We start from the raw sequence: 26,539 nt of genomic DNA on the forward strand, positions 1-26,539 counted from the left end.
CAAAAATCATTCCGATTATTTTATTGATTCATAAGCTCTTGAAAAAGATCTACAAATTGACCAACATGCATTCCGTCCATTAAACCATGATGAACATAAACGGCCATCGACATGGTTCTTTTTCCAGTTTCGGAAACCATCATTTTGCCAAAAGAAATTTTCGGACAGCTGTCTGGATACGTAAAACTGCGTGCATGGGTTATCGAACTAAAATTCAACCACGGAATTGCCGAAAAATGAATCAGATTATCATCATCAAAAGATCTGGTAAAAAGTCCGGTTGTATTTTGAATACGCTCGATTTCGGTTAAGGCAATTTGTTCGAATGTTTTAAAATCTGGATGATATTCAATTAGAGAAAATCCGAAAGTGCCATCTTCACGACCAATAGTAGCAGAAGCATCTATTTGGTCGTTAATGTAAATCTCGTTTTCTGAAATGCGATATTTGAAATTTTCGATTGCGTTTACCGCAGCCAAAGTTTTATGTAAATAGAAAATGAAAAAAGAAGCGTTTATACTTTTTGCGGTTTGATACGCTTTGGTGCAGTCAATTTCTACGGTGACTCCAAAAAAGGGTTCTTCCATTTGTTTAAAATGGGCAAAATGCTCTTTTCTATTCCAATTTTCTAGGTCTAATAATGTTTTCATTATAATAAATTCGGAACGACTTCTGCAATAGTTTCAAATGTACTAAAATGCTCGTGTTCTATAGTATGATTAATTTTTTCGTGTTCCCAAGTAGTGTGAAACGGAATGTGAACGGCATATCCGCCAATTCCTAAAACAGGAAGAACATCTGATTTTAATGAATTTCCGATCATCAAAAATTCGTGTGGCTCAATATCTAAACGGCCAAGCAATTTTTGATAATCGATTTCTTGTTTGTCTGACATTACTTCGATATGATGAAAATAATGCCCCAAACCAGAACGATGCAATTTGCTGTGCTGATCTTTCAAATCGCCTTTTGTAGCAACGACCAATTTGTATTTTCCTTTTAAAGCTTCAAGAGTTTCTTCAATTCCGTCTAGCAATTCGATTGGTTTTTCGAGTAATTCTTTTCCGTATTGAATGATTTTTTCAATAACTTCAACAGGAATTGTATTGTTCGAAATATTCATCGCAGCTTCAATCATCGAAAGGATATAACCTTTGATTCCATATCCATACAAAGGCAGATTGGCAATTTCTATTTTGAACAATTCCTGCGAAATGCCTTGATGTGAAAGGTAATCTTCCATCAAAGCGCAAAATTTATGTTCGGTTTCCTCGAAATAAGGTTCGTTTACAAACAAAGTATCATCGGCATCAAATGCGATTACTTTTAAGTTTGGTATTTTAGTTTTATGTAACATAGAGTTTTTTGTTTCAAGTTTAAGGTTTTCTTTGTTTCAGGTTTTCTCAAATAATTTTAAATACATAGAAACATAGTTTCACTTTGTGCATGAAGGCGTTTCACTAATTAAAATGCACATAGTTTCTATGTGTAAAAGCATGCTTTTTTAACAAACTTAAATAAAAACAAAAAAATCTATGTTTCTATGTGTTTAAATTTTTTACTCACAGTTTACAAATTAATCTGTGTTAATTCTTTAAATCTGTGGAAATCTGTGAGCTGTTCTTTACTTAGAAAAAAGCCCTTTCAAAGAAATCGTTTTATCGTAAAACGTAATTCGGATTCCGAAAAGCAGAATAATTCCGCCCAAAACCATCTGTAAAGTTATTTGTTCTTCCAAAAACAACCAAGCTAAAATGGAGGTAATTACAGCTTGACTCAATAAACTTAATGAAACTCTTGTAGCACGCATGTGTTGAGTCGCATAACTAATCGAAAGCCAAGCACACAATTGACAAATTACAGCTTGAAGAACCAAAACAAACCAGCCCATATCTGTAAATCCTGTGAAAGGTTCGTTTAATGAATAACATAAAATTCCCAAATAAATGCTTGAAGCCATTAAACTAATCGTCATAAACGAAAGAACATCAACTGTAGAAAGAACATTTTTACTCACCAAAAGATAAATTGAGTATAAGATTCCCGATAAAACAGCAAATAGAAATGCTTTATCAAAGTTTAAATCGATAAAAAACTCAAAACCGACCAAAGTGACCATTCCGAATAAAGCGACCAATGTTCCGATCCAAAAATTGGTTGCAGGTTTTGCTTTCAGAAAAAAGAAAGAACCAACACCAACCCAAACCGGAGATAAATTGGTTAAAAGTGAAGCCTGAGTCGCGCTTGATTCCTGAATAGCGATATTCCAAACGGCAACATCAGACGAAAATAAAACACCGCAAAGTATTGCCAAAAGTGCAAATTTTAGTTTTGGAAGTTTAAAGTTTCCGCTAAAAAGGACATAAGGCAATAGCAGAACGACCGCGAAAAACATTCGGTAAAAAGCCGAAATTAATCCTGGTGTTAAACGTAATTTTACCAATATCGGGAAAATAGATATGCAGAGTATACCGCAGATTAGGGCTAATCTTGGTTTGGTGAGTTTCATTGAATGTGTTTTATTCTTGTATTATTTTTCAAAGATAACTCACAAAAAGGAATAGTTTGAAAGCAAAAGACGTGAATTGGTTAAAAATTAACTATTCACGCCTTTTTTATTTTCTAATTATTAATCTACAAATTTCCTAATTGTATATTCTTTTGTCTTGTTATCATAATATCCTAAATAGTAAACTGCGTCCATATTAAACAAGATTTGAGAGGAGACATCTTTATACTCATCAAAGAAAGTACGGATTTTATCAAATGCCAAAGGCTTTAAATCACCTTTTATATGATTGTCTTGATTATCAAAAAGACCTTCAATTTTAACTACTTTTCTATTGGCATAAGCATTAAAATTATCCATTGTGGGACTAAAGAATGCTGCCCCAACTAAAGCCCCAATTAATCCAAATTGATTTGCTGTGACTTGTCCGGTAGATTGACCAACAGAAGAAATACCACCAAAAGTAATAAGGGTGTTCTCTCCTATATGGTAACAAGAAAGCCCAGCATTTAAATTGATAATTTTTCTTAAGAATTGAGAGCTGTTTGTTAAGGTTCTTTTTCCTCCAAAATCTCCTCCTTCTTGATAAATCTCGGAGTTTTTAAAATCTATGGGAGTATTAGATGTTGCAGTAAATTCTTTTAAGGTGTTATCTTCCAAATCTTTTACGGTAAAGAAAAATTGATCTTCTGAAGATTTTAAGATGTAAAATTTATTGTCAAAATAAAATGAATTCGAAGTTACAGCGATTTTATATCCTGAAGTAGTTACATTAGAAATCCCTGGAGATCGAACTATTCTTTCTGTTGCCGAAAATTTATCTAAGTCAATTATAATTGCTTGTGTATAATCTGAATTGGTATCTAGGGTTATAACAATTGTTTTGCTATTAAAATAACATTTTCTTTTTCTTGCCGCATCTGTTAATGAAGTCGGATTGTCAACATTGATATTTTTAATGGTAAAAGGTGCTTCAAATGGAAGTAAATTTTGCCCTAATATTCCATAGATATCAGATTTTGTATAATCTGATTTGAAGAAATGAAATCCGTCTAGAGAAATAACTCTGGACGAATAAACACCATTTTTGTCAAAAATATGCAGTTTTAAAGAATTACTTTTTTTGATTACGCTTAAAAGATAAAACTTATCAGTGTCGCTAAATTTCTGTAAAAGCTTTTCTTCTTTCAGTGCAAGAGAATATTCTTGTGTTGTAACTTTTTGACTGCTAATATTATATAATTGAGCAATAACCTTTTCGTAATCATTAGATGCCCAAAATAAACGAGGATTGTTATTGCTACTGTTATAACCAATCATCATATCGTAAGTTTTAGTATCTGGTCTTGTGGCAGAAATACTATCAACAATTTTCATATTTTGGTCTAGATGAATTGCTTTTACTTTTATTTTATCACTGATAAATAATGTAACATCTTTTTTTTCATTGTTTACAACTTGAAAAATATCGCGATTTTTCTTTAATTCAATAGGAACAGAATTTACAATTTCTTGCGAAAATGAATTTAAACTGCTTAGAAATAAGCAGGAATAGAGTATTTTTTTCAACATCAATATGATTTGTTTTTGGTTTGTTTTTTTGGGCGAATATCGAAATTTTTTTTGAATGAAAACTATTTTTATAAAAATCGATACTGATGTGTTTTAGAAAATAAAAGCGCATGAAATTAACCTTATTTTCATGCGCTTTTTTAGTTTTAATTAATTGCAAATTTACTGCAAGCTTTCTGAATTTGTTTATCCGAAAACGGTTCGAGTGTTTCGGCAAGCATTTCACTAGTTTTGATGCATTCCATCATTTTTGATCTTAGCTCTTTGTCATCTCCCAATTCTGTTTCAAGAATTCGCTTGAAAATTTCAGATAGATAATGGGGCTGTTCTCTAAAATCGCCTTCAAACCATAAATCTGAAAGGAATTTTGCCATCGATGGCATTACATCTTGATGTGTCGGTTTTTGATTTTCTCTTTTTTGCATAAACCTGAAAATATTAAACGCACGAATCCCTCGTTTTAGATGTGCAAAAAATACCCCATAGGGATAGGTTTTCCCATTGTTTCCGCAGGGACATCATGACGAGGGATTCGCTTATGTTAACTTTGTTTGAAAGTTCCTAAATAAATCCTATAGTGTATTTTTTGCAGAACAAACTTACAAAAAGGATTTTGAAAAGAAACAACAAAATGTAGGAATTTTATTTTGTTTTTTTATTCCTGCAAGGTTTTCAAAACCTTGTAGGTATGGCAATTTATTCAAACCTACAAGGTTTTGAAAACCTTGCAGGACAGCCAAAATAAACTTAAAAGAGATAAAAAAAAGATGTGTTATTACACATCTTTTAAAATCTTTAGTTTACTGTAGCTCCATTTGGCGCATCAGCATCTGGATTAACAAAAACCAATTTTCCTTCAGCGTTTGTTGTCATCAAGATCATTCCTTGACTTTCAACACCGCGTAAAGCTCTTGGAGCAAGGTTTGCTAATACAGAAACACGTTTTCCGATAATTTCTTCTGGCGAAAAACTTTCAGCAATTCCTGAAACAATTGTACGAACATCAATTCCAGTATCTACTTTTAGAACTAGAAGTTTGTTTGCTTTTGGCATTTTTTCAGCCTCTAAAATAGTTCCGATACGGATATCCATTTTCGCAAAATCATCAAACTGAATTAAATCTTTTTGTGGTTCTGCTTGTTTGTTTTCAGCAATATTTGCGGTTTTTGTCGCTTCCAATTTATCTACTTGTTTTTGTATTTCTTCGTCTTCAATTTTAGCAAAAAGCAATTCTGCCTCGCCAATTTTATGTCCTGCTGGAATTAAATCTGAATTTTCAGAAATGTCATTCCAACCTAAAGTTTTCTCAATAAAGATGTCTTTTGCATCGCGATCTTTCTCTTTCAAGAATTTACTGAAACCTGCAAAATACTCTTTAAGGTCAGCCAAATTCAATATTTTAGAAAGTTTCGCAGCAGTAAAAGGTAAAAACGGTTCAGCTAAAACGCTCAACGCTGCAGCAATTTGCAAGGCCACATACATTTGAGTTTTTACACGCTCTGGATTGTCTTTCATTACTTTCCAAGGCTCTTCGTCTGCAAGGTATTTATTTCCTAAACGAGCAACATTCATCAATTCGCCTAAAGCTTCACGGAATCTGTAACGTTCCACCGAACTTGCAATCACAGCTGGATACGCTTTTAATTCGTTTAAAGTTTGTTCATCAACTTCTGAGAATTCGTTTGGAGTTGGGATAATGCCATCGTAATATTTGTTGGTTAAAACCACAACACGATTCACGAAGTTTCCGAAAACGGCAACCAATTCGTTGTTATTTCTAGCTTGGAAATCTTTCCAAGTAAAGTCGTTATCTTTTGTTTCAGGAGCGTTTGATGTTAAAGCATAACGTAAAACATCTTGCTTATCTGGAAACTCTTCTAAATATTCGTGTAACCAAACGGCCCAGTTTTTAGATGTCGAAAGTTTGTTTCCTTCCAAGTTCAAAAACTCATTTGCAGGAACGTTGTCTGGTAAAATATAGCTTCCTTCAGCTTTTAACATTGCTGGGAAAATGATACAGTGAAAAACAATATTGTCTTTTCCGATAAAGTGAACCAATTTCGTTTCTTCATCTTTCCAATACGGTTCCCAATTTTTTCCTTCGCGCGCAGCCCATTCTTTTGTAGAAGAAATGTAACCAATTGGCGCGTCAAACCAAACATATAGTTTTTTGCCTTCGGCACCTTCAACAGGAACATCAATTCCCCAGTCTAAGTCACGCGTTACTGCACGAGGTTCTAATCCTGCGTCGATCCAAGATTTTACTTGTCCGTAAACATTCGTTTTCCAATCGTTTTTATGTCCAACTAAAATCCATTCCGTTAAGAAATCAGAATAACGGTCTAAAGGTAAAAACCAGTGTTTTGTTTCTTTAAGAATAGGAGTTTCTCCGGTAATTGTCGATTTTGGGTTGATCAAATCAGTCGCGTTCAAAGTAGATCCGCAATTTTCGCACTGATCTCCGTAAGCTCCATCATTACCACATTTTGGACAAGTTCCCACAACAAAACGGTCTGCTAAAAACTGATTTGCTTTTGCATCGTACAATTGCTCTGTAACTTCTTCAATAAAATCGCCTTTATCATACAATGTTCTAAAGAATTCCGAAGCTGTGTCGTGATGAATTTTTGCCGAAGTTCTTGAATAGTTGTTGAATGAAATCCCAAAATCTTCAAACGATTTACGGATAATCCCGTCATATTTATCAATAACTTGCTGTGGTGTAATTCCTTCTTTTTTGGCTTTCATCGAAATTGCAACTCCGTGTTCATCGCTTCCGCAAATAAATGCTACATCTTTTCCTTGCAATCTTAAATATCTCGAATATATATCTGCAGGCACATAAACTCCCGCCAAGTGACCAATATGAATAGGTCCGTTGGTGTAAGGCAATGCCGCCGTGATCGTATATCTCTTTGGATCTTGTATCATAATTCAATTTTATTGAGTGCAAAAATAAGCAATAGATTTGAGATTTTAATATTACACGAAGATTCACGAAGAAAAAGCACAGAGATTCGCTAAGATTTTTTTGAATTTGGCTCTCGCAAAGTCGCAGAGTCGCAAAGTTTTTGTTTCAAGGTAAGGATTAACCATGCAGTTTGTCATTTCGAGGAACGAGAAATCTCCGCGAGTAACTCCGCTCCTAAAATAGCCAATCTTTGTGGAGATTTCTCGTTCCTCGAAATGACAAACTATTCCTAAAAACTTCGCGCCTCTGCGACTTTGCGAGATTATTTTTAACTTCTTTCATAAAAAACTTTGCGAATCTCTGCGAAATTCTTCGTGCATCTCTGTGTAAAAACTCAACAAAATTTCACTCCATTAAAACCTTATGGTCTTTTTGACTATATTTGAAAAAAATATCAAAACATACATCATGAATAAAATATATCTAACCTTTTTAGTATTGTTTTCGCTTTGTGGTTATTCTCAATCACAATTAGAAAAGGATTTAAAGCAAGGACAGTATTCAAATCCAATTTTTGCCGGCGATTATCCCGATCCGAGTTTGTTGCGCGACGGAAAAGATTATTATGTCGTTCATTCTTCATTCGATTATTATCCAGGACTTTTAATTTGGCATTCTACCGATTTAATGAATTGGGAACCGGTTACAAATGCGCTTCACAAATATGTTGGAGCAGTTTGGGCACCCGATTTAATCAAGTACAACAATAAATATTACATCTATTTCCCAGCAAATAATACCAACTTCGTAGTTTCAGCCGATTCTATAAACGGACCTTGGAGTGAACCTGTCGATTTAAAAATCGGAAATATTGATCCTGGACACGTAACAGATGATAAAGGGAATAGATATTTATATTTCAGTAACGGAGGTTATGTGGCTTTATCCAAAGACGGGCTTTCGGTAACAAGCGAATTAAAACATGTTTATGACGGATGGAAAATTCCGCGTGAATGGAGCATTGAATGTTTTTGTATGGAAGGGCCAAAATTATTCAAGCGTGGAGAATATTATTATTTAACGGTTGCCGAAGGCGGAACAGCTGGACCCGCAACAAGTCATATGGTCATTTCGTCAAGATCAAAATCGCCATTTGGTCCTTGGGAAAACTCGCCATATAATCCGATTGTGAGAACCAATAGCAGTTCTGAAACTTGGTGGTCAAAAGGACACAGCACCGTTTTTGAAGATGCAAACGGAAAATGGTGGATGATTTTTCATGGTTACGAAAAGGATTATTACAACTTAGGACGTCAGACTTTATTGCAGCCGGTTGAATGGACAAAAGACGGCTGGTATAAAATTCCAGATAACATTCAGACCGATAAACCAATTGCAAAACCAGAAGGAAAAACGCTTCCTGAATTTTCTCTGAGTGACAATTTTGGAGGTTCGGCTCTTAAACCGCAATGGAAGTTTTATAGTGGAGTAGAAGCTTCAAGATTTAAAGTTGCCAATAACACTTTAACTATTGAAGGAAAAGGCGACGGAGTAGGAAACAGTTCTCCTCTAGTAGTTGTTCCAGGTGGACATTCGTATATGGCTGAAGTTGAAATGGAAATTGAAGGCAACGCAACAGGCGGATTAACGCTTTTTTACGATAATAAATATTACTCTGGAATACTAGCCGATCAGAACAACATTTTGGCAAACTTGAGAGGTTGGCAGTTTCCAACAGAAAAAAACACACATAATAGAAAAGTCTTTCTTCGTTTAAAGAATATCAAAAACACAGTAGATATGTTTTACAGTTTAGACGGAAAAGACTGGAAGAAAATCGAGAATTCAGTTGAGGTTTCAGGATACAATCATAATGTCTTAAGCGGATTTTTGGGATTAAGAATTGGTCTTTGTTCTATTGGAAAGGGAAGTGTGAAATTTAAGAATTTTGTTTACAAGACGCTGTAGGTTTTTTTGCCGCTAAGGCACAAAGACGCTAAGATTTTTATTAAGAATCTATTAAAATCTGCGTGCAACAATATGTTTTAGTTTTTTGCCACTAAGACACTAAGGCGCTAAATTTTATTGCTTCACGCAGATTTTAAAAGATTTTGGCAGATTAGCACAGATACTTAGTTAAGAAACTTCGATTCTTTAAAAAAAACTTAGCGCCTTAGCGTCTTCGTGGCAAATCCCCTCAATAAAATAGAACCAGTTTAAACTACGTTTCCCGCTTATAAATGAGAATATATTTCGCAATCTTTGCACTCGAAAAAAAACAAACTTATGAGCAAGACTAAATTAATCATCAATAAAAATGGGTCAATCAAAATCGAAGGTGATTTTGAAATTATGGATCCAGAAGGAGCACTTTACGGTTTACAAGGAAGATCTGCATTAGGTCTTTGCCGTTGCGGATTATCTGCAAACAAACCATTCTGCGATGGAGGACACAGAAACAATTTCGAACACGATTCTGTTGCGTTTGATTTGCCACCAATGAAAACGAACTAAGAAGAATTATCTAGTTTTAAATAGTTAAACCGCATTCTGCCAGATGCGGTTTTTTTGTTTGATTTAATATACGATGCAGTTTTTAGTTTTTAAATAAAAACCTTGACTTTCTATTTTTTTTAATTGCCCCGATGAATCTATAGAAACGATAAATGATTCTTTGGATTCGGGACAGTTGATATATTTCATGACTTTTAAATCATAACCATTTTTTGTTTTGAGATAACCATTTCCTTTTGGGTTATATGGATCAATATTAAAATCATGGATTTTAGCAATTAGAAAAGCTTCTTCTGGATTATCAATTTTATTTATAAAAGAAGCCAATTCTTTTTCATCATAAATATAATTCCATTTGGCATTTTCTAAATAAGCCACAGTATAGGAACAAGAAACTGGTTGGCAACCTTGAAAAAAACCACCATAAACTGGGGTGTAATTATATCGATTTTTTAATTTTTTATCTCCTTTATGAAAAATAGTTTTAGGTGTAATCGATAAGCAAAAGTTTACTTCCCAATAATCATAAGCTTTATTTGGATTAATTTTTTTTAGAAGGCTTTCCGTATCTACTTTTTCTGGGCGTAATGACTCATAGTTAGAGTTATTACAACCTAACAGAATTAGAAAGAGTAAGAATGCAGTTTTTTTCATTACTGTTTGTTTATATTAAACATATAATTCTCCTTTCATAGTAATAATCGAAGAACCACCAACCAGAATATCTTCGTCACGATTCATGACTTCAATCATTGAGGGCTGCTTTAATTTAACTCCTTGAAGAATTTTATACTCTTTATCTGGTTTAGTAAATTTCTTTTGCGTTAAAAAACCAATTAAAGGGCCAGCGGCTGTTCCCGTCGCAGGGTCTTCATTTATCCCGATTATCGGATTAAAAAACCTTGTTTCTACTATATGATCCTGACCTTCCTCTGCGGGAGCGAAACAATAAAAGCCTTCGAAATTATATTCTTTTGAGATCTGAATTAAAAGCTGGTTGTCTGGAACAAAACTGTTCAATATCTGGCTGTTTTTTATAGGAACCATTGTATGTGCAACTTCTGTTTTAACTATGGTTGGAACAAAAGAATTTACATCCAAATCTTCAATCTTTAATCCCAGCGCGACCGCAATTCTATAAGTTGGAATTTCGTTTTTTATAACTGCCGATTTTTGATGCATTTGAACAACTGGTGAATAATTATCCAAATCGAAACTTACTGTTAATGGAATTGCCGAGTGGTTCATAATTACAAACGGTTCGCTTTCATTTTGCTCCTCAAAAATGGGGATTCCTTTTAGGAGAGCTCCGCAGACTGCGCCTAATAAATTGTGACCTGCACCATCGATTTCGATTCCGGTCGGAGTAAATGAACGGACTACTAGTGATTTTTCTCTTGTAGAATAATAGACAAATGAGGTTTCAGAATAGCGAAATTCCCTAGAAATATCCTGATAAGTTTCTAGTTTTAGATTTCCGTCTGTAAAAACTACAGAAAGCGGATTTCCTTTATAGCTTTCGTTGGAGAATACGTCTAAAACGTAATATTCTAATACTTTTCTTCCGTTCATATTTTCCTGTTTTGAATCTAAAATGATTCTTAATGGAATAAAATTACGGTTTATTCTTGTATTTCATAGACACGTTTTGTTTTTCATGGTTATTTTAGCATTACTTTTTAGTTAAAAGTTGGCTTTCGAAATCAAAAAACAAAAGGAGAAAAGTTAAAAAATCCTAGGCAAGGATTTCATTTTGAATTAATTCAGTTAATTTTAAAACTTCAAAATAATGTAGTCGTTTTTATGATGTTTAAAAAGCTTTCGATAGGATTCTTTTTTCTTTTTCTAATAAATGAAGGGATGGCTCAAAATAAGATTAATCTTTTTTCTGAGATTAACTATAATTCTATTCCTGCAGTCAATTTAAACGAATACAAATCGGTTCAAGATCGCGACAACCGAATCCAAAATCCAAATATTGCTTTGGGAGTTGCTATTTCTGGAGGCGGATCGAGAGCGCAGTTTTTTAGCATGGGTATTCTTTTGGGATTGGAAGAAATTCAAGAAGATAATTCGAGTCATAATTTTCTAAATGAAATCGATTATTTCTCTACTGTTTCTGGCGGATGCTATTCGGCAGGATATTACTTGACAATTCTGAAAAACAGATTGCAATATGATAATTGTTCTTTTAACGAATTTTATTTTTCAAAAGCCGATGCTTTCAAATCGGATGTCAATAAATCGGCTACTATTTTTTCTCTTTTAAATAATGGCAGAAACGAAAAAGGAGAAAAAGTCTCGATGGCACAGCGTCTTGATCTGGAGGTTTTGCAATACGATAGCTCCAATCCAGAAAATCAGAATAAGTTTAAGACTCAAATGCTTTTATCGGATTTCTTTATTCCGAAAGACAGCAAACTCAATCCGCAGTTGCCCATTATGGTGGCTAATGGAACGGCTTACAACAATGGAGAACGCTTTCCGTTTATGCCACATATTATTCGAGCCTTAAAAATCAATTCGTCTTTGGCTCCAAATAAAGCTTCACTTTCGCTTGACGAAAATCATATTAATAATGGGTATGATTTTCCGCTGACTTATGCGATTACGGCTAGTTCGGCTTTTCCTGGAGTTCTTCCTAAAACGAAATTCGGAATCAAAAATCAAGATAAAATTTTATGTGTGATTGATGGTGGCGCTTCAGATAATATGGGTTACGAAACTTTGATAGAACTGCTTCACAATGATTCTAAAGTTAAAGACAAAAACAAAAAAGCACTTTTTATCGATTGTTTAGGGCAAGGAAAGAAAGCGCCTTTTATAAACGATGGTAAAATCGGATTGCTTTCTTTGCTGGAAACCGCTTCTTTATATACGGTTCAAACCAGATATATGACTTTCGAGAAAGATGTCGAAAATGTGCTGGAAAAATATAAAATTCCGACTTCAAATTATCAAGTTATTGGTTTTACGACTTTGCGTGATTATTTACTAACCTTAAAAAAAGATCAAGTTTATGAAGATTTAGTCTCACAATTGAAAGAAACCGATGATGACGCCGGAAATTGGCTGAAACTTCATGATAGTTTTAAAGCAGAATTGATTGCAAAATTTGGTGCAGATAGTTTTAAGAAAGATAAATACGGCGAACCTATTCTTTCTAGCTTGGATAAGGAAAAATTTAAAGATTTTGACGCAGGTAAACTTTTAATGCTTTATGAATATGCTTCGCATGTTGAAACCAAACTAAAAACAACTCCAGAAGAAAAAGAAATGTTATTGCTATCTGGACGTTTTGCCGCTTATTTAAAAACCAATGAATTGAAAGATTTGCTAGTGGAGAATAAGGGAATTTAGTCTGAATTTGAAGCGTTTATTTTCTTTCTCCTTTTTGATCGACAACGTATACTGTCTCAGATTTATGATTGCGAATAAAAAATTCGATGTTTGAATTTTTAGAAATGCCTTCTTCTGTAAATGCTTTCGCTAATTCTAAATTTTCAAATATGGAGTAAACTTCAAGAATGTCTTCTCCTGAGTTATAATATTGATTGTTTTTCTTTAATATTATTCCAGTAGTGTATTCTGCTTGTCCAACAGCAAATTGATTTTCTTTTATTTTTGGAGTATCCATTAAAGACTTTAAAAGTTGTAATTATAAAGATTATTGCTCAAAAATAACTTTTTTGTCTGTCTTATCTGTTTTGATAATGTCGTAAGGTCTGGATAGTTTTAAAGTGCTATTGCCGCTTTTTAGTCTTTCTACTTTTACAATTATCGTATTTCGGTTTTCGGTAATTTCAACAATATCTATCGAATGACCTTCTGTGTTTTGAGTTTTATCTATAACCGCAATAACTTGATATTTGCTAAAATCAATATTAATTTCTTTAAAATCTTTAGACAAATTGGTAGAAACATTCATTTCTGCAATCAATTTATCCCAAGCTTTTTGATCTTTAATAATCAAATGTATTGGCGCAAGACTTTCATCATTTGGAAAAGAATCTCCTTTAGCTATTAACGAATATTGCACATCAGAATTTGGTAAGTCCTCATTCTCGCAACTCGTTAAAGCTAGCAATATGCTAAATATTAGGATAATCCTTTTCATGGTTTTGGTTTTGGTTGCAAAGACTTTTTGTTTAAAGTCTTCTCTATATAAACAGATGCATTTTTGTTCAAATAGTTGCGTAAAAGGTGTTTAGTTTTATCTGCATCTTTTATTAGATAAAGATAACGCTAATTTTGAAGAAAGATTGTGCTCAATAGCAAATAAATGTGATGCAAAAGGTTTTATTTTACTTCATACCGTTTTCATCTATTAGCATTTGTTTTCTTATATAAGTTTGAAACGACTTATTTGTGTAATAAAGTTCTCCGCTTTCATGCCAAAATTCAACGACTTTGCCATCATTCTGATCCAAGTTTATCGCCATAAAATTTAGTCTTCAAGTTCTTTCCAGCAAATATCTATTTCGCGTTGTACTTCATTTTTCAATTTTGGCAATTCGTTGGTAATCCAATCTTGGCTTTCTTTGCTGAGGTAGTTTTGATTTTCGTTTAGTTTATACTTCATGGCGCCATTAATGACGTCTATCATTTCTTCAACTTCAGATGTGCCGTTCGCAAAGTTTGGACCTATTAAATATTTTAAAATTTCTTTTTCATATAAAGGTTTATAGTAAAGAATATGGCTTACTATTGGAAAAAAGAAATAAAAATGATCGGTGGGGTTTGATGGATATTGTGTTTTATGTAAGGCTGTTATTAAAGAGTCTGATTCTGAATCTGTAGTTTGAAAATTCAACTTTTTTAAAAGATCGAAACAAATTTTGGACTGAGGCAGTATTTTTCCAACTTCTTCCAGATAAGTAAATGTTTTTTCAAAATTAGTGCTGTCATTATTTCCAAAAGAACTAATAAGAGTACGTATTATCTTTTTCATTTTAAATCTATGGAGTAGTCTAAATGATACATTTTTGAGATGTATTATTTGGAAGTTTTTAATTGGCGGAAGAGTTTGGGATAGTGCTAAAATACAGTTTTTCTATTTAGGGACGACGAAATTACAGCTCGATAAGCAAGGAAACGTGCAAAAAAATGTAATTTATATTATTATTTCTCTCAACTTTGCATCACAATCTTTTAAATATAAATACAAATGGAATTCGGTAAAATCATAATTTCAGAAACTGCAGCGAACAGTGAAAATCCGCAAGACGTTGTCAATTCGAATATTTCAGTAATCAATTTAATGCGCGAAGAAAAGATAGACGACGATTTAATTCACGAAGATGCTTTAATGAGTTATTATTTAGATTTTTACGCTTCAAAGTATGCCGAAGGAAATTTTTCGAAGTTTGTTTATGATTCGGGGTGGAATAAAGAATTGAACGAATTAATCGAAGAAGGTTTAGCTTTAATTGGCGCAGAAAAACATTTGGAATTGTTTAAAGAGCAATGCCGTAAGCTGCGTTTGCAGAGTACTATCAAATTAGGGAAATTTCTAAAAGAGAAATACGATACTCCAAATGCTTTCAAAGATTTGCTAAACAACAATGCTTATTTTGAATTGGATGAAAATTTGGTTGAATTGAATGCTGCATTCTTAAAATCGCATCCCGATACAGAAGTGCTTTCGGTAGAAGAAATGTTTGCCACACTGGAAGAGTTTATAGGACACGAAATTAAGAGAGATTAAGTTTTTATTTTTTTTGCGGTGGTTTGTAAGAAAATTATATATTTGAAATGCCCTAAAATTTCTAACAAACCTAAGCCTATGAAAAAAACGATTCTTTTAAGCACCGTTTTGATGTTTTTGTTTTCTTGCGGGAAAAATGAAAAGGTTCCAAACGATGCCGAGGTTGAGTATCAGGAACTGCTTTCGGAAACACAAGCACATCTTGGTCTTAATAAAAAACCAATAAAAAAACTCATTTTTAAAAATCTGGATGAGATCGAAGATTCTAAAGAAATGAATCTGAAGTTGCTCGCCATAGTGGCATCAAACTTAAAAATCAAATATTCAGATATTAAAATTGCCGAATCGAGTTCCATCAATTATGATAATCAAACCACTTTTTTTGTCCTGACAACTGTGGCACACGATAAAAAAGTGTTGAAATCTCCAGATGAAGAAGAAATGGGAAATTATTTTCAGCGTAAATACTTATTCGTGAATAGTGAAGACGGAAGCATAATTGCCGAAGAATTTGATGAGAATCTAGGTTATTACGATAATGAAGCCATTCAGTTTTCAAAATCGCATATTTTGAAAGAACTTGTTTTTTTAAACGAAAATACTCCAGCAATTGCCTTTTACACAGAAGCGAGTGCAAGCAGTAGAATTGTTTTGTATTCGGAGAAGAAATTTACATTGGTTACTTTGGCTGACAATGAAATTAAAAAGGTCTTATACGAATATCCAATTCGATTAACGAATGGCGATTCTAACGGAAGCGGGACTTTTCAAGTAGAAACACTAGAAACCGGCATGAGCTTTTCGGATCATAAAACGAATGGTTATTTCGATTTGATTATAACCAAAAACTTTTCGTATGAAGAAGCGGTCGAAAGTGATTCTGAAAATGGAATTGCAGAAAAAAACGATCTGAAAATTAAAAAAGAATTAGAGAAGATTAAGTATAACGGAAGAGAATACGCTTTTCACAGAGACGACAGACATCGTTTTCTGGAGTAAAATTCAAAAAAAGCGAATAACATCAAGGGCACTTTTATAGTGCTTTTGCTGTTTATAGGAGATTTCGGTTTTACTGCAAAACTTTGACCTATTGTTAACAAACATTTCCTTAAATTTGCTTCCGTTATAAAAAATACAATAGTTATAAAAATCAAGCTATGTTACAAATTGCATTTATTAGAGAAAATCAAGAGAAAGTAATCAAAGCTTTAGCAAAACGAAATATCGATGCTAAAAGCGTTGTTGAAGAGGTGGTTCAATTAGACGAAAATCGTCGTGCTGCACAGGTGGAATTAGACAATACTTTATCAGAATCTAATAAATTGTCCAAAGATATTGGTGAATTGATGAAAGCAGGAGAGAAAGCGAAAGCCGCAATCTTAAAAGAAAAAACAGTTTCACTAAAAGAGAAAAGTAAAGAACTGAGCGAAAAAGCAGAAGCTTTGGCTGTTGAGTTAACCAATAAATTATACACTTTACCAAACCTTCCAGCAGATATTGTTCCTGAAGGAAAAACGCCAGATGACAATTTGAATGTTTTCCAAGAAGGAGATATTCCAGTTTTGCATGAAGGCGCACAACCGCACTGGGAATTGGTAAAGAAATACGATATCATCGATTTTGAATTGGGTGTAAAAATTACTGGGGCAGGATTTCCTGTTTACAAAGGAAAAGGAGCTCGTTTACAACGTGCTTTAATCAATTACTTTTTAGACAAAAATACTGCAGCAGGATACAATGAAGTTCAGGTGCCGCATTTGGTAAACGAAGCTTCAGGTTTTGGAACGGGACAATTACCAGACAAAGAAGGACAAATGTATCATTCTACAATTGATGATTTATATTTGATTCCAACGGCTGAGGTTCCAGTTACGAATTTATTCCGTGATGTTATTTTGAACGAAAGTGAATTGCCAGTTTTACATACAGCGTATACGCCATGTTTCCGTCGTGAAGCGGGTTCTTACGGAGCACACGTTCGCGGATTAAACCGTTTGCACCAATTTGATAAAGTTGAAATTGTGCGTGTGGAGCATCCTGATAATTCTTATGCGGCTTTAGACGGAATGGTAGAACATGTAAAAGACATTTTAAAAGAATTAAAATTACCTTACAGAGTTTTACGCCTTTGCGGTGGCGATATGGGATTCACATCTGCTTTAACGTATGATTTTGAAGTGTTTTCTACAGCACAAGACCGCTGGTTAGAAATCAGTTCTGTTTCTAACTTTGAAACGTTCCAGGCAAATCGCTTGAAATTACGTTTTAAAGACAAAGATGGAAAGAATCAATTGGCGCATACACTTAACGGAAGTTCATTGGCGCTTCCTAGAGTTTTGGCCGGAATTATAGAAAATTACCAAACTCCAGAAGGAATCGTAATCCCAGAAGTTTTACGTCCTTACTGTGGATTTGATATTATAAACTAAAAAAAGATAGTTTTTAAGATACAAACCTAACAGGTTTTAAAACCTGTTAGGTTTTCTTAATTTATAGAAATTAAAAAACGGAGCATGATGAATGGAATTTTAAACTGGAACGTAGATCCTGTTATTTTCTGGATTACAGATAGTTTTCCTTTAAAATATTACGGAGCTCTTTTTGCCTGCGGAATTCTTTTAGGTTTCTACATTGTTAGAAATATTTATAAGAAAGAAAATCTTTCGCTAGATAATCTCGATACTTTATTGATTTATGTAATTGTCGGAACCGTTTTAGGTGCTAGACTTGGACATTGTTTCTTTTACGAACCGGAGTATTTCTTGAAACATCCGATAGAAATTCTTTTACCGATTCAGAAAATAAAAGGAGTTTATCAATTTGTGGGGTACCAAGGTTTGGCAAGTCACGGAGGATCAATTGGGGTTATAACGGCAATGATTTTGTACTGTCGAAAATATAAAGTTCAGTTTTTAGGTCTTTTAGATAAAATGGCAGTTGCTGTTCCTGTAACGGGTACTTTTATCAGAATGGGAAATTTTATGAATTCTGAAATCTACGGAAAACCGACCAACGGAAATTGGGGAGTTGTTTTTGAAAGAGACGATCTAATCCCGAGACATCCAACACAATTATATGAAGCTTTTGCTTATTTGTTGATTTTTGGAATTCTGTTTTATATGTACAAATCAGAAAAAATTAGAAATGCACAAGGATTAATCTTTGGAACTTTCTTAACTTTATTATTCACAGCTCGTTTTATAATTGAATTTTTCAAGGAAAATCAAGAAGCTTTTGAAAATAATATGCTAATTAATATGGGGCAGATTTTAAGTATCCCTTTTGTTTTAATTGGTTTAGGATTGATTTTTTGGAAAACTAGGAAAGTCTCAGTGGACAGTGACAGTTTACAGTTTTAACAAGACTGAAAACCGCGACTGTGACTGAAAACTAAAAAAAAGGCAGTATGAAAAACATATTGATTGGAATCGTTTTATTATGTTCTGGTTTGGCGTTTGGTCAGAACGAACAGCTGGCTCAATATTATTACGACAAAGGCGATTTTGATAAAGCTAAAATCAGTTATGAAGAGCTTTTAAGAAGTGCGCCATCCAATACGCAATATTTTTTACGAACTGTAGATTGCTGTCAGCAATTGCAGCAGTTTGCCAATGCAGAAAAAGCAATCCAAGAGCGTTACAATCGTTACAAACAAGGAGTGTTTTTGGTTGAATTAGGATATAATTTCCAGTTGCAGAAAAACGATTCGAAAGCTAAAAATTACTACGAACAGGCAATCGAAAAAATAAAGGTCAATCCAAACGATGTTTATGGAGTTGCGAGTTCGTTTGAGAAAAAAGTATTATTAGAATATGCTTTAAAAGCGTATCAGACTGCAATGCAAATTCAGCCAAACTTCAATTTCAATTTTCAAATCGGAATGTTGTACGGACAGTTAGGTAAAACCGACTTGATGATCGATTTGCTATTGACAGAATCTTTTACAAATCCTCAAAATACCAATTTGATTCAGACGCAACTGTCGCGATTCATGAATGGTGAAACTGATAATACGGCTTTTAAAGATGCAATGCGAAAAGCCTTAATCTTGAGAACCCAAAAAGATCAGGACGTTTTCTGGAATCATTATCTAAGTTGGTTTTATGTACAGCAAAAAGAATTCGGAAAAGCCTTTATTCAGGAAAAAGCCATTTACAAACGCGAACCAGAATCGTTGATGAGTATCGTCAATTTGAGTCAGTTTGCAATGAATGAAGGAGACACTGATACGGCGGAGGAAATTCTGAATTTTATTCTCCAAAACACAAAAGACCGTGATTTACTGATTCAGTCTAATGCCTTTTTAATGCAGATCAAGATCGATAAAGCGCAGGAAAAAGATTATCCAGCCATCAATCAAGAATTGCAGCAATTATTGGCAACTTACGAAATCAGTCCTTTTACCTTATCTTTGCAAATCATTCAAGCCCATTTTCTGGCCTTTAATTTGAAAAAGACAGAAGAAGGGAAGGCAGTTGTCAAAAAAGCTTTAGAATTAAATTTAAACGAATATCAAAAAGCCGATGCTAAAATGGAGCTGGCCGATATTCTGCTTTTAGAAGAAAAGTACAATCAGGCGCTTATTTACTATTCGCAGATTCAATTGGATTTAAAGAATGATGTAATGGCGCACGAAGCGAGTTTGAAAGCAGCTAAAACCAGTTATTATAAAGGCGATTTCGAATGGGCGAATAAACAGTTTAAAGAATTAAAAGCAGCCAATACGCAGTTAATCGCCAACGATGCATTAGAATATTTTCTTTTAATTAATGATAATACCGCAGCAGATTCGACCCAGGTTGCGCTGAAACAATTTGCAAAAGGAGATTTTTTAATTTATCAGAATAAAAAACAAGAAGCGATTGCACAGTTTCAGAATATTTTAAAAACCTATAAAGGTCAGGAAATCGAAGCCGTAACATTATTGCGTTTAGGAAAAGTTTACGAAAGCCAGAAAGATTTTGCTTCGGCTTTAAGTCAATACCAGCAGATTATAGACCATCACAGCGACGGAATTTATGTTGATGAAGCGCTATTTTTCTCAGCCGAAATTTACAACGACGAACTAAAAGATCCAGAAAAGGCAAAGCCTTTATATGAAAAGGTAATTTTTAATCATCAAGACAGTATTTACTTTGTCGATGCTAGAAAAAAATACCGCGAGTTAAGAGGGGATAAGAATTTATAAATTTCAATATTTTAAATTCCAAATTCCAAGAATAAAAATTAGTAAAATGATGATTTGAAAAGATTTAAGAGGCAAGAGGAAAAACTCAGAACCTTAGAATCTTAGCATCTCAGAACCTTAGAAAAAATGATTATTTACAACGTTACCACAAACATACACGAAAGCGTTCATGACCAATGGTTAAAATGGATGCAAGAAAAGCACATACCAGAAATTCTGGCTACTAATAAATTCTCTTCGGCGCGAATTGTAAAAGTTTTGGTTGAAGAAGAAATGGGCGGAATTACGTATTCTGTACAATACATAACAGACAGCAAGGAAACGCTAGAGAAGTTTTATATCGAAGACGAACCAGAGTTTCATAGAGAGGCATTAGGTTTATTTGCAGATAAAATGCTTTCTTTTAGAACAGAATTGGAAGTTATTTCGGAACACTAATATTTAGTGTTCAGTTTTTAGTAATTAGTATTCAGTCAAAAGAAATTAAATCTTTGTGTCTTTGAGCCTTTGTGGCAAAAAAAAGAATACTTTTGCGCCCTCGTGGCAAACAAGAAATGAAATGGAAAAAGTAAAAGCCAAAAAACATTTAGGACAGCACTTTCTTAAAGACGAAAGCGTAGCAAAAGCTATTGCAGACACTTTAAGTCTGAAAGGGTACGATGAGGTTTTAGAAATAGGACCAGGAATGGGTGTGCTTACTAAGTATTTGCTTGAAAAGCCAATTACTACACATGTTATAGAAATCGATACCGAATCTGTAGCGTACTTGGATGCACATTATCCAAAATTAAAAGACAAGATTATTTCTCAGGATTTCCTGAAGTATAATATAAATGAAGTTTACCAAGACAAGCAGTTTGCCATAATTGGAAACTTTCCGTACAATATTTCTTCTCAGATTGTTTTTAGAACATTAGATCTTAAACATCAGATTCCTGAATTTTCAGGAATGTTCCAGAAAGAAGTAGCCGAGCGCATCTGCGAAAAGAAAGGCTCGAAAACCTACGGAATACTATCCGTTTTAGCCCAGGCTTTCTATACTACAGAGTATCTGTTTACGGTTGATGAAAACGTTTTTATTCCTCCGCCCAAGGTGAAATCGGGTGTGATGAGAATGACCCGAAAGGAAGATTACAGTCTTCCTTGCAGCGAAAAGTTATTTTTTACAGTTGTAAAAACCGCTTTTCAGCAGAGACGAAAAACATTACGTAACAGTTTGAAAACATTAAATTTATCAGACCATTTGCGAGAAGACACTATCTTTGATAAACGTCCGGAGCAGCTTAGCGTCGATGAATTTATTGAACTAACTCTAAAAATAGAAACCGATGGAGTTCAAAGTTAGTAAAGAATTTATACACCAGCTAGAGGAGCTGATCAATAAGAAAAACGACAGTGAATTAGAAGTTTTACTTAATGATCTGCACCACGCTGATATTGCCGAAATTTTAGACGAATTAGATTTCGACGAGGCAACTTATATCTTTAAGGTTTTAGATAGTGATAAAACAGCCGAGATTCTTCTTGAATTGGAAGAGGATCTGCGTGAAAATATCTTAAGCCGACTTTCACCAAAGGAAATCGCAGAAGAGCTTGACGAGCTTGAAACCAATGACGCTGCCGATATTATTGCAGAACTTTCGCAGGAAATCAAAGCGGAAGTAATCTCTGAAATATTAGACGTTGAACACGCCAAGGATATTGTTGATCTTTTGCGTTACGACGAAAACACTGCAGGTGGTTTGATGGGTAAAGAGCTTGTAAAAGTGAATGAAAATTGGAACGTTTTGACCTGTGTTAAAGAAATGAGAATTCAGGCTGAAAATGTATCTCGAGTACATTCTATTTACGTAGTGGACGATGAAAACCGTTTAAAAGGAAGATTATCGCTGAAAGATTTACTGACTTCTTCAACCAAAACTCAGATTGGTGAAGTCTATATCCGAAAATTAAATTTTGTAAATGTTGATACAGAAGACGTAGAGGTCGCTCGTATCATGCAGAAATACGACTTAGAGGCAATTCCGGTTGTGGACGAATTAGGCCGTTTGGTAGGAAGAATTACCATTGACGATATCGTAGACGTAATAAAGGAAGAAGCCGATAAAGATTACCAGTTAGCTGCCGGTATTACCCAAGACGTTGAATCGAATGACAGCGTTTACGAGTTGACCAAAGCGCGTTTACCGTGGCTTTTGATCGGAATGGTGATCGAAATTGTAGCCTCTTTTGTTTTAAAAGGCAATGAAGCGACGTTTCAGAAATATTCTACACTAATCATTTTTGTTCCTTTGCTTTCAGCAACAGCAGGAAATATCGGAGTTCAGGCTTCGGCAATTGTAGTGCAAGGTTTGGCAAACGGAACGCTTAAAGATTTCAGCCGTGCTTATTTTACTAAAGAAATTACGGTTTCAATGATTTCTGGAAGTATCATTTCGTTTCTTTTGTTATGCTATCATTCTATCATGTATCAGCAGTATTTAGTAGGATTTGCGATTTCAATTTCAATGATTGTCGTGATTTTGTTTGCGGCGACTTTAGGAACTTTAGTCCCTCTTTTCTTAAATAAAAATAAAATTGATCCCGCAATTGCGACTGGTCCGTTTATCACAACAACCAATGACGTATTCGGAATTATGCTCTACTTTGGAGTAGCAAACTTAATTCTTGGATTTTAGATTTTTGCCACAAATTAGTAGATTACAGTGATTTAAGATCTCTAAAATCTACGTAATTTACAGGCGGAAAAAATGCTGTTTATCAGCTACAAATAATTAAAGCCAACCAGAATGAAAGTACACATTATTGGAGGAGGAAACCTTGGGGTTTCTATTGCCTTGGGAATTGCTAAATTCTCGAAAAACAACCAAGTTACTGTCACAAGAAGAAACATAGCAAGCATTCAATATTTATCTGAATATGGAATTGCTGTTTCTAACGATAATAAACACAACATCCAAGAAGCCGATGTTGTAATTCTAACTATAAAACCATATCAGGTAGATACTGTTTTGGCCGAAATTTTGCCCGTTATTCAAAACAAAACAATTGCTTCAGCAGTAAGCGGATTGTCTTTGGATGTGCTTCAAACCAAAACAAACTACGAATATCCGGTTGTACGCATTATGCCAAATATTGCAGCACAGTTTGGAGAATCGGCAACTTGTATTTCTTTCCCAGAAAAATATGCAGCAAACGCTTCGCCAATTGTTGATTTATTTCAAGACTTAGGAACAGCTCCGGTAATTGATGAAAAATTGATGGATGCGGCAACCGTTTTAGGTGCTTGTGGAACTGCGTATGCATTGCGTTATATTCGCGCGTCTATGCAGGCAGGAATCGAAATTGGTTTTGATTCTAATACCGCTTTAGCAATTGCAGCACAAACCGTAAAAGGAGCAGCAAAAATGCTTTTAGAAGAAAAAGTACACCCAGAACAATTAATCGACCGTGTGACAACACCACAAGGTTGTACAATTGTAGGTTTAAATGAAATGGAGCATAATGGCTTCAGTTCGTCTTTAATTAAAGGGATTAAGACTTCTTTGAAACAAATCAAAGGTTAGGTTTTTAAAGAAATTCCGAATATTTTTAAATTCCAAATTCCAATTTTCAAACTGGAGTTTGGGATTTTTTTTACGTATAACGATTGTCAGTCTGAGACCATATAGGTTGTAAAGTCCTTCGACTTCGCTCAGGAAGACAAATAGTATAGAAGAATGTTATTGTTTAAATTGGAATTTTACTTCAATCTGTTTAGCGTGTATTTCAAATAAACAAATCCCATAATTCCCGCTAAGAAAGAAGCAATTAGAATCGCTATTTTAGAAAAAACAATAATTTCAGGATTTTTAAAAGCAAGAACGGTAATGAAAATAGACATTGTAAAACCAATTCCGCCGAGCATTCCTGCACCTAAAATATGCGCCCATTTTAAATTTTTCGGCAAAGTGCATAAACCTGCAGTTACGCCAACAGAAGAAAAAAGCAAAATACCAAGCGGTTTTCCGACTACTAGTCCAAGAATGATTCCGTAAGTGTTCACGTGATTAAGACCTTCATGCCAGTTTTCGGTAATCGTTATAGCCGTATTTGCAATCGCAAACAATGGAAGTATGAAAAAAGCAACGGGCTGATGTAAAAAATGCTGCAATCTATAAGACGATGTTTTTTCCCCGCCATCTCCAAACGGAATAACAAAAGCTAAAATTACACCCGTTATTGTGGCATGAACTCCAGAATTAAGCATGAAATACCACATTATGACTCCGCCAATGAGATACGGAATGAGATTGTGAATTTTCATTCGGTTTAAAACAAAAAGAAGACACCAAATTCCAAGTGCAATTCCGAGGTTTAAAAAAGAAATAGAAGTCGTGTAGAAAATAGCAATCACGATTATAGCGCCTAAATCGTCAATAACGGCCAAAGCGGTCAAAAATACCTTTAAAGAAGCTGGAACTCTGTTTCCTAAAAGAGATAAAATCCCGATTGCAAAAGCAATATCTGTAGCCATCGGAATTCCGGCTCCGTTTTGAGTTGTTGTTCCGTAATTTAAGACCAAAAAGATTGCTGCAGGAACCAGCATTCCGCCAAAAGCAGCCATTATGGGTAGCGAAGCATTCTTAATATTGGATAATTCACCATGATAAATCTCGCGTTCCAGCTCCAAACCGATCAAAAGAAAGAAGATGGTCATCAATCCGTCATTGATCCAATGTGTAATAGAATGGCCAGAAAATTCTTTTTCCCAAAAAGAAACATACGGAATTTGAATTGAAGAGTTAGCGAGACAAAGTGATAAAATCGTGACCACGAGCAAGATAATTCCTCCCGATTTTTCGTTTTCAAAAAAGGCTTTAAAAGTCTTGGTTAATTTCATTGGGAAGATTTTCTGAAGATTTATATGAAAGATTGCAAAATCTTTATTCTTTCAAAGTTAAAAAAAAATCTGACCAATAAAAAGTTTAGGAGCAAAGGCGCAAAGATTCAGAGGTTCAAAGTTTATTGTAATAGGGAAAACTTTGTGGGTTTGTGACTTTGCGAGATTAAATAAACCGTATTTTTGTGTCTTATAAATTCAGAAAATAATGAGCATAAAAATTCTTCATATCGACAGCAATAATCCAATTTTATGGAATCAATTGGAAGAAGCTGGTTTCGAAAATCACGCCGATTTTAAATCTTCAAAAGAAGAAATTGAAGCGAAAATTCAAGACTATAACGGAATCGTAATTCGCAGCCGTTTCAAGATTGATAAGACTTTTTTAGACGCTGCAACAAAGTTGCAATTTATTGCGAGAGTTGGCGCAGGTCTTGAAAGTATTGATTGTGAGTATGCTTCTTCAAAAGGAATTCATCTTATTGCTGCGCCCGAAGGAAACCGCAACGCTGTTGCAGAACATTCGCTTGGCGTAATTTTATCTTTATTTAATAATCTAAACCAAGCTGATGCAGAAGTAAAAGCTGGACAATGGAATCGCGAAAGCAATCGCGGCCAGGAATTGGATTTAAAAACAGTCGGAATTATTGGTTACGGAAATATGGGAAAAGCTTTTGCTAAAAAACTGAGAGGGTTTGATACAGAAGTTTTATGTTATGATATTTTGGATAACGTTGGTGATGAAAATGCAAGGCAAGTTTCGTTGGAAGAATTACGTGAAAAAACAGACGTTTTAAGTCTTCACCTTCCTTGGACACCAGAAACAGATAAAATGGTCAACAGCAACTTTATAAATGCCTTTAAAAAGCCTTTTTGGATCATCAATACTTCTCGCGGTAAAAACATTGTTACGGCCGATTTGGTTGAAGCTATGAAGTCTAAAAAAGTTTTAGGTGCTGGTTTGGATGTTTTAGAATACGAAAAACTTTCGTTTGAAACTTTATTCCAAGAAAATAATACACCAGAAGCACTTCAATATCTTATGGAGGCAAAAAATGTATTGCTAACGCCTCATATTGCCGGTTGGACTTTTGAAAGTCACGAACGTTTGGCTCAGGTAATTGTCGATAAAATCAAAGCAGTTTATGGTAAAAAATAGCACACAGGCTTTAGATTTTAATAACGAGTTTTTTCTTGTGAATTTTATTTAGTGAGATTAGTTTTATTTGTTAATTTTTAATAATATTGTTTCCGAA

The 26,539-nt window shown here is 34.2% G+C and carries 25 protein-coding genes; 13 read left to right on the plus strand and 12 right to left on the minus strand.

Features of this window, described 5'->3' with window-relative positions:
* Positions 1–20: 20 nt before the first annotated feature.
* From NCC77_RS05955 to metG, 6 genes are all read right to left on the minus strand, one after another.
* Entirely contained in the window at positions 21–650 is a 630-nt protein-coding gene (locus tag NCC77_RS05955; protein ID WP_250834767.1) for a chloramphenicol acetyltransferase, read from the minus strand.
* Complete coding sequence (locus tag NCC77_RS05960; RefSeq protein WP_250834768.1) at positions 650–1,357, minus strand: HAD family hydrolase; 708 nt, start codon at positions 1,355–1,357, stop codon at positions 650–652. Before NCC77_RS05960 ends, NCC77_RS05955 begins: the two co-directional genes overlap by 1 nt.
* Before the next feature lie 267 nt (positions 1,358–1,624).
* Positions 1,625–2,509, minus strand: coding sequence for a DMT family transporter (locus tag NCC77_RS05965; RefSeq protein WP_250834769.1), 885 nt, complete (start codon positions 2,507–2,509; stop codon positions 1,625–1,627).
* A gap of 120 nt (positions 2,510–2,629) precedes the next feature.
* Positions 2,630–4,081 (minus strand): hypothetical protein, encoded by a 1,452-nt coding sequence (locus NCC77_RS05970; RefSeq protein ID WP_250834770.1) that lies wholly within the window; start codon positions 4,079–4,081, stop codon positions 2,630–2,632.
* A gap of 146 nt (positions 4,082–4,227) precedes the next feature.
* The gene (locus tag NCC77_RS05975) at positions 4,228–4,506 is read right to left on the minus strand and encodes a hypothetical protein (RefSeq protein WP_250834771.1); all 279 of its coding nucleotides are present in this window, start codon (positions 4,504–4,506) and stop codon (positions 4,228–4,230) included.
* A 370-nt stretch (positions 4,507–4,876) separates the two neighbouring features.
* Entirely contained in the window at positions 4,877–7,012 is a 2,136-nt protein-coding gene (gene metG / locus NCC77_RS05980; protein ID WP_250834772.1) for a methionine--tRNA ligase, read from the minus strand.
* 448 nt (positions 7,013–7,460) lie between these two features.
* Between metG and NCC77_RS05985 the strand changes: the two genes are divergently transcribed.
* Both NCC77_RS05985 and NCC77_RS05990 read left to right on the plus strand, forming a co-directional pair.
* Entirely contained in the window at positions 7,461–8,960 is a 1,500-nt protein-coding gene (locus NCC77_RS05985; protein ID WP_250834773.1) for a family 43 glycosylhydrolase, read from the plus strand.
* Positions 8,961–9,278: 318 nt separating this feature from the next.
* Positions 9,279–9,506 (plus strand): CDGSH iron-sulfur domain-containing protein, encoded by a 228-nt coding sequence (locus tag NCC77_RS05990; RefSeq protein WP_012022943.1) that lies wholly within the window; start codon positions 9,279–9,281, stop codon positions 9,504–9,506.
* A gap of 63 nt (positions 9,507–9,569) precedes the next feature.
* Here the strand turns inward: NCC77_RS05990 and NCC77_RS05995 are convergent, their stop codons facing one another.
* Positions 9,570–10,160 (minus strand): hypothetical protein, encoded by a 591-nt coding sequence (locus NCC77_RS05995; RefSeq protein WP_250834774.1) that lies wholly within the window; start codon positions 10,158–10,160, stop codon positions 9,570–9,572.
* A 15-nt stretch (positions 10,161–10,175) separates the two neighbouring features.
* Complete coding sequence (locus NCC77_RS06000; RefSeq protein ID WP_250834775.1) at positions 10,176–11,078, minus strand: PhzF family phenazine biosynthesis protein; 903 nt, start codon at positions 11,076–11,078, stop codon at positions 10,176–10,178.
* 288 nt (positions 11,079–11,366) lie between these two features.
* Here NCC77_RS06000 and NCC77_RS06005 point away from each other — a divergent pair, with 288 nt between their 5' ends.
* On the plus strand, positions 11,367–12,866 hold the full coding sequence (locus NCC77_RS06005) for a patatin-like phospholipase family protein (protein ID WP_250834776.1): 1,500 nt from the start codon (positions 11,367–11,369) through the stop codon (positions 12,864–12,866).
* 16 nt (positions 12,867–12,882) lie between these two features.
* Here NCC77_RS06005 and NCC77_RS06010 read toward each other — a convergent pair whose 3' ends face one another.
* The 3 genes from NCC77_RS06010 to NCC77_RS06020 form a co-directional block, all read right to left on the minus strand.
* A complete protein-coding gene (locus NCC77_RS06010) occupies positions 12,883–13,143 on the minus strand; it encodes a hypothetical protein (RefSeq protein ID WP_250834777.1) in 261 nt (86 codons plus the stop codon).
* A 30-nt stretch (positions 13,144–13,173) separates the two neighbouring features.
* On the minus strand, positions 13,174–13,623 hold the full coding sequence (locus tag NCC77_RS06015; protein WP_250834778.1) for a protease complex subunit PrcB family protein: 450 nt from the start codon (positions 13,621–13,623) through the stop codon (positions 13,174–13,176).
* Between the two features lie 330 nt (positions 13,624–13,953).
* Entirely contained in the window at positions 13,954–14,457 is a 504-nt protein-coding gene (locus tag NCC77_RS06020; RefSeq protein ID WP_250834779.1) for a hypothetical protein, read from the minus strand.
* A 216-nt stretch (positions 14,458–14,673) separates the two neighbouring features.
* Here NCC77_RS06020 and NCC77_RS06025 point away from each other — a divergent pair, with 216 nt between their 5' ends.
* The 9 genes from NCC77_RS06025 to proC all read left to right on the plus strand — a co-directional run bounded on the left by NCC77_RS06025 (position 14,674) and on the right by proC (position 23,967).
* Positions 14,674–15,213, plus strand: a complete 540-nt coding sequence (locus NCC77_RS06025; protein ID WP_250834780.1) for a DMP19 family protein — start codon at positions 14,674–14,676, stop codon at positions 15,211–15,213.
* A gap of 78 nt (positions 15,214–15,291) precedes the next feature.
* Entirely contained in the window at positions 15,292–16,212 is a 921-nt protein-coding gene (locus NCC77_RS06030; RefSeq protein ID WP_250834781.1) for a hypothetical protein, read from the plus strand.
* A 158-nt stretch (positions 16,213–16,370) separates the two neighbouring features.
* Positions 16,371–17,642, plus strand: a complete 1,272-nt coding sequence (serS, locus tag NCC77_RS06035; protein ID WP_250834782.1) for a serine--tRNA ligase — start codon at positions 16,371–16,373, stop codon at positions 17,640–17,642.
* Positions 17,643–17,726: 84 nt separating this feature from the next.
* Positions 17,727–18,572, plus strand: coding sequence for a prolipoprotein diacylglyceryl transferase (lgt, locus tag NCC77_RS06040; protein WP_250834783.1), 846 nt, complete (start codon positions 17,727–17,729; stop codon positions 18,570–18,572).
* Positions 18,573–18,619: 47 nt separating this feature from the next.
* The gene (locus NCC77_RS06045) at positions 18,620–20,401 is read left to right on the plus strand and encodes a tetratricopeptide repeat protein (RefSeq protein WP_250834784.1); all 1,782 of its coding nucleotides are present in this window, start codon (positions 18,620–18,622) and stop codon (positions 20,399–20,401) included.
* 126 nt (positions 20,402–20,527) lie between these two features.
* A complete protein-coding gene (locus tag NCC77_RS06050; RefSeq protein WP_008465514.1) occupies positions 20,528–20,839 on the plus strand; it encodes a DUF4286 family protein in 312 nt (103 codons plus the stop codon).
* A 121-nt stretch (positions 20,840–20,960) separates the two neighbouring features.
* Entirely contained in the window at positions 20,961–21,746 is a 786-nt protein-coding gene (rsmA, locus tag NCC77_RS06055) for a 16S rRNA (adenine(1518)-N(6)/adenine(1519)-N(6))-dimethyltransferase RsmA (protein ID WP_095930325.1), read from the plus strand.
* Positions 21,730–23,079 (plus strand): magnesium transporter, encoded by a 1,350-nt coding sequence (gene mgtE / locus NCC77_RS06060; protein WP_095930296.1) that lies wholly within the window; start codon positions 21,730–21,732, stop codon positions 23,077–23,079. The genes rsmA and mgtE overlap by 17 nt, the downstream gene beginning before the upstream one ends.
* A gap of 111 nt (positions 23,080–23,190) precedes the next feature.
* Entirely contained in the window at positions 23,191–23,967 is a 777-nt protein-coding gene (proC, locus tag NCC77_RS06065; RefSeq protein ID WP_250834785.1) for a pyrroline-5-carboxylate reductase, read from the plus strand.
* Positions 23,968–24,143: 176 nt separating this feature from the next.
* Here proC and nhaA read toward each other — a convergent pair whose 3' ends face one another.
* Positions 24,144–25,283, minus strand: coding sequence for a Na+/H+ antiporter NhaA (gene nhaA, locus NCC77_RS06070; RefSeq protein WP_250834786.1), 1,140 nt, complete (start codon positions 25,281–25,283; stop codon positions 24,144–24,146).
* A gap of 208 nt (positions 25,284–25,491) precedes the next feature.
* On the opposite strand from nhaA, the gene NCC77_RS06075 reads away from it, so the two are divergent.
* Complete coding sequence (locus NCC77_RS06075; protein ID WP_250834787.1) at positions 25,492–26,442, plus strand: 2-hydroxyacid dehydrogenase; 951 nt, start codon at positions 25,492–25,494, stop codon at positions 26,440–26,442.
* The last annotated feature ends 97 nt before the right edge of the window (positions 26,443–26,539 follow it).

This window comes from Flavobacterium tyrosinilyticum, from assembly GCF_023656565.1.
Classification (GTDB): domain Bacteria; phylum Bacteroidota; class Bacteroidia; order Flavobacteriales; family Flavobacteriaceae; genus Flavobacterium; species Flavobacterium tyrosinilyticum.

Coding starts and splice junctions, on each gene's coding strand:
- NCC77_RS05955 (WP_250834767.1), bottom strand. CDS start 650: ATGAAAACATTATTAGACCTAGAAAATTGGAATAGAAAAGAGCATTTT.
- NCC77_RS05960 (WP_250834768.1), bottom strand. CDS start 1,357: ATGTTACATAAAACTAAAATACCAAACTTAAAAGTAATCGCATTTGAT.
- NCC77_RS05965 (WP_250834769.1), bottom strand. CDS start 2,509: ATGAAACTCACCAAACCAAGATTAGCCCTAATCTGCGGTATACTCTGC.
- NCC77_RS05970 (WP_250834770.1), bottom strand. CDS start 4,081: ATGTTGAAAAAAATACTCTATTCCTGCTTATTTCTAAGCAGTTTAAAT.
- NCC77_RS05975 (WP_250834771.1), bottom strand. CDS start 4,506: ATGCAAAAAAGAGAAAATCAAAAACCGACACATCAAGATGTAATGCCA.
- metG (WP_250834772.1), bottom strand. CDS start 7,012: ATGATACAAGATCCAAAGAGATATACGATCACGGCGGCATTGCCTTAC.
- NCC77_RS05985 (WP_250834773.1), top strand. CDS start 7,461: ATGAATAAAATATATCTAACCTTTTTAGTATTGTTTTCGCTTTGTGGT.
- NCC77_RS05990 (WP_012022943.1), top strand. CDS start 9,279: ATGAGCAAGACTAAATTAATCATCAATAAAAATGGGTCAATCAAAATC.
- NCC77_RS05995 (WP_250834774.1), bottom strand. CDS start 10,160: ATGAAAAAAACTGCATTCTTACTCTTTCTAATTCTGTTAGGTTGTAAT.
- NCC77_RS06000 (WP_250834775.1), bottom strand. CDS start 11,078: ATGAACGGAAGAAAAGTATTAGAATATTACGTTTTAGACGTATTCTCC.
- NCC77_RS06005 (WP_250834776.1), top strand. CDS start 11,367: ATGGCTCAAAATAAGATTAATCTTTTTTCTGAGATTAACTATAATTCT.
- NCC77_RS06010 (WP_250834777.1), bottom strand. CDS start 13,143: ATGGATACTCCAAAAATAAAAGAAAATCAATTTGCTGTTGGACAAGCA.
- NCC77_RS06015 (WP_250834778.1), bottom strand. CDS start 13,623: ATGAAAAGGATTATCCTAATATTTAGCATATTGCTAGCTTTAACGAGT.
- NCC77_RS06020 (WP_250834779.1), bottom strand. CDS start 14,457: ATGAAAAAGATAATACGTACTCTTATTAGTTCTTTTGGAAATAATGAC.
- NCC77_RS06025 (WP_250834780.1), top strand. CDS start 14,674: ATGGAATTCGGTAAAATCATAATTTCAGAAACTGCAGCGAACAGTGAA.
- NCC77_RS06030 (WP_250834781.1), top strand. CDS start 15,292: ATGAAAAAAACGATTCTTTTAAGCACCGTTTTGATGTTTTTGTTTTCT.
- serS (WP_250834782.1), top strand. CDS start 16,371: ATGTTACAAATTGCATTTATTAGAGAAAATCAAGAGAAAGTAATCAAA.
- lgt (WP_250834783.1), top strand. CDS start 17,727: ATGATGAATGGAATTTTAAACTGGAACGTAGATCCTGTTATTTTCTGG.
- NCC77_RS06045 (WP_250834784.1), top strand. CDS start 18,620: ATGAAAAACATATTGATTGGAATCGTTTTATTATGTTCTGGTTTGGCG.
- NCC77_RS06050 (WP_008465514.1), top strand. CDS start 20,528: ATGATTATTTACAACGTTACCACAAACATACACGAAAGCGTTCATGAC.
- rsmA (WP_095930325.1), top strand. CDS start 20,961: ATGGAAAAAGTAAAAGCCAAAAAACATTTAGGACAGCACTTTCTTAAA.
- mgtE (WP_095930296.1), top strand. CDS start 21,730: ATGGAGTTCAAAGTTAGTAAAGAATTTATACACCAGCTAGAGGAGCTG.
- proC (WP_250834785.1), top strand. CDS start 23,191: ATGAAAGTACACATTATTGGAGGAGGAAACCTTGGGGTTTCTATTGCC.
- nhaA (WP_250834786.1), bottom strand. CDS start 25,283: ATGAAATTAACCAAGACTTTTAAAGCCTTTTTTGAAAACGAAAAATCG.
- NCC77_RS06075 (WP_250834787.1), top strand. CDS start 25,492: ATGAGCATAAAAATTCTTCATATCGACAGCAATAATCCAATTTTATGG.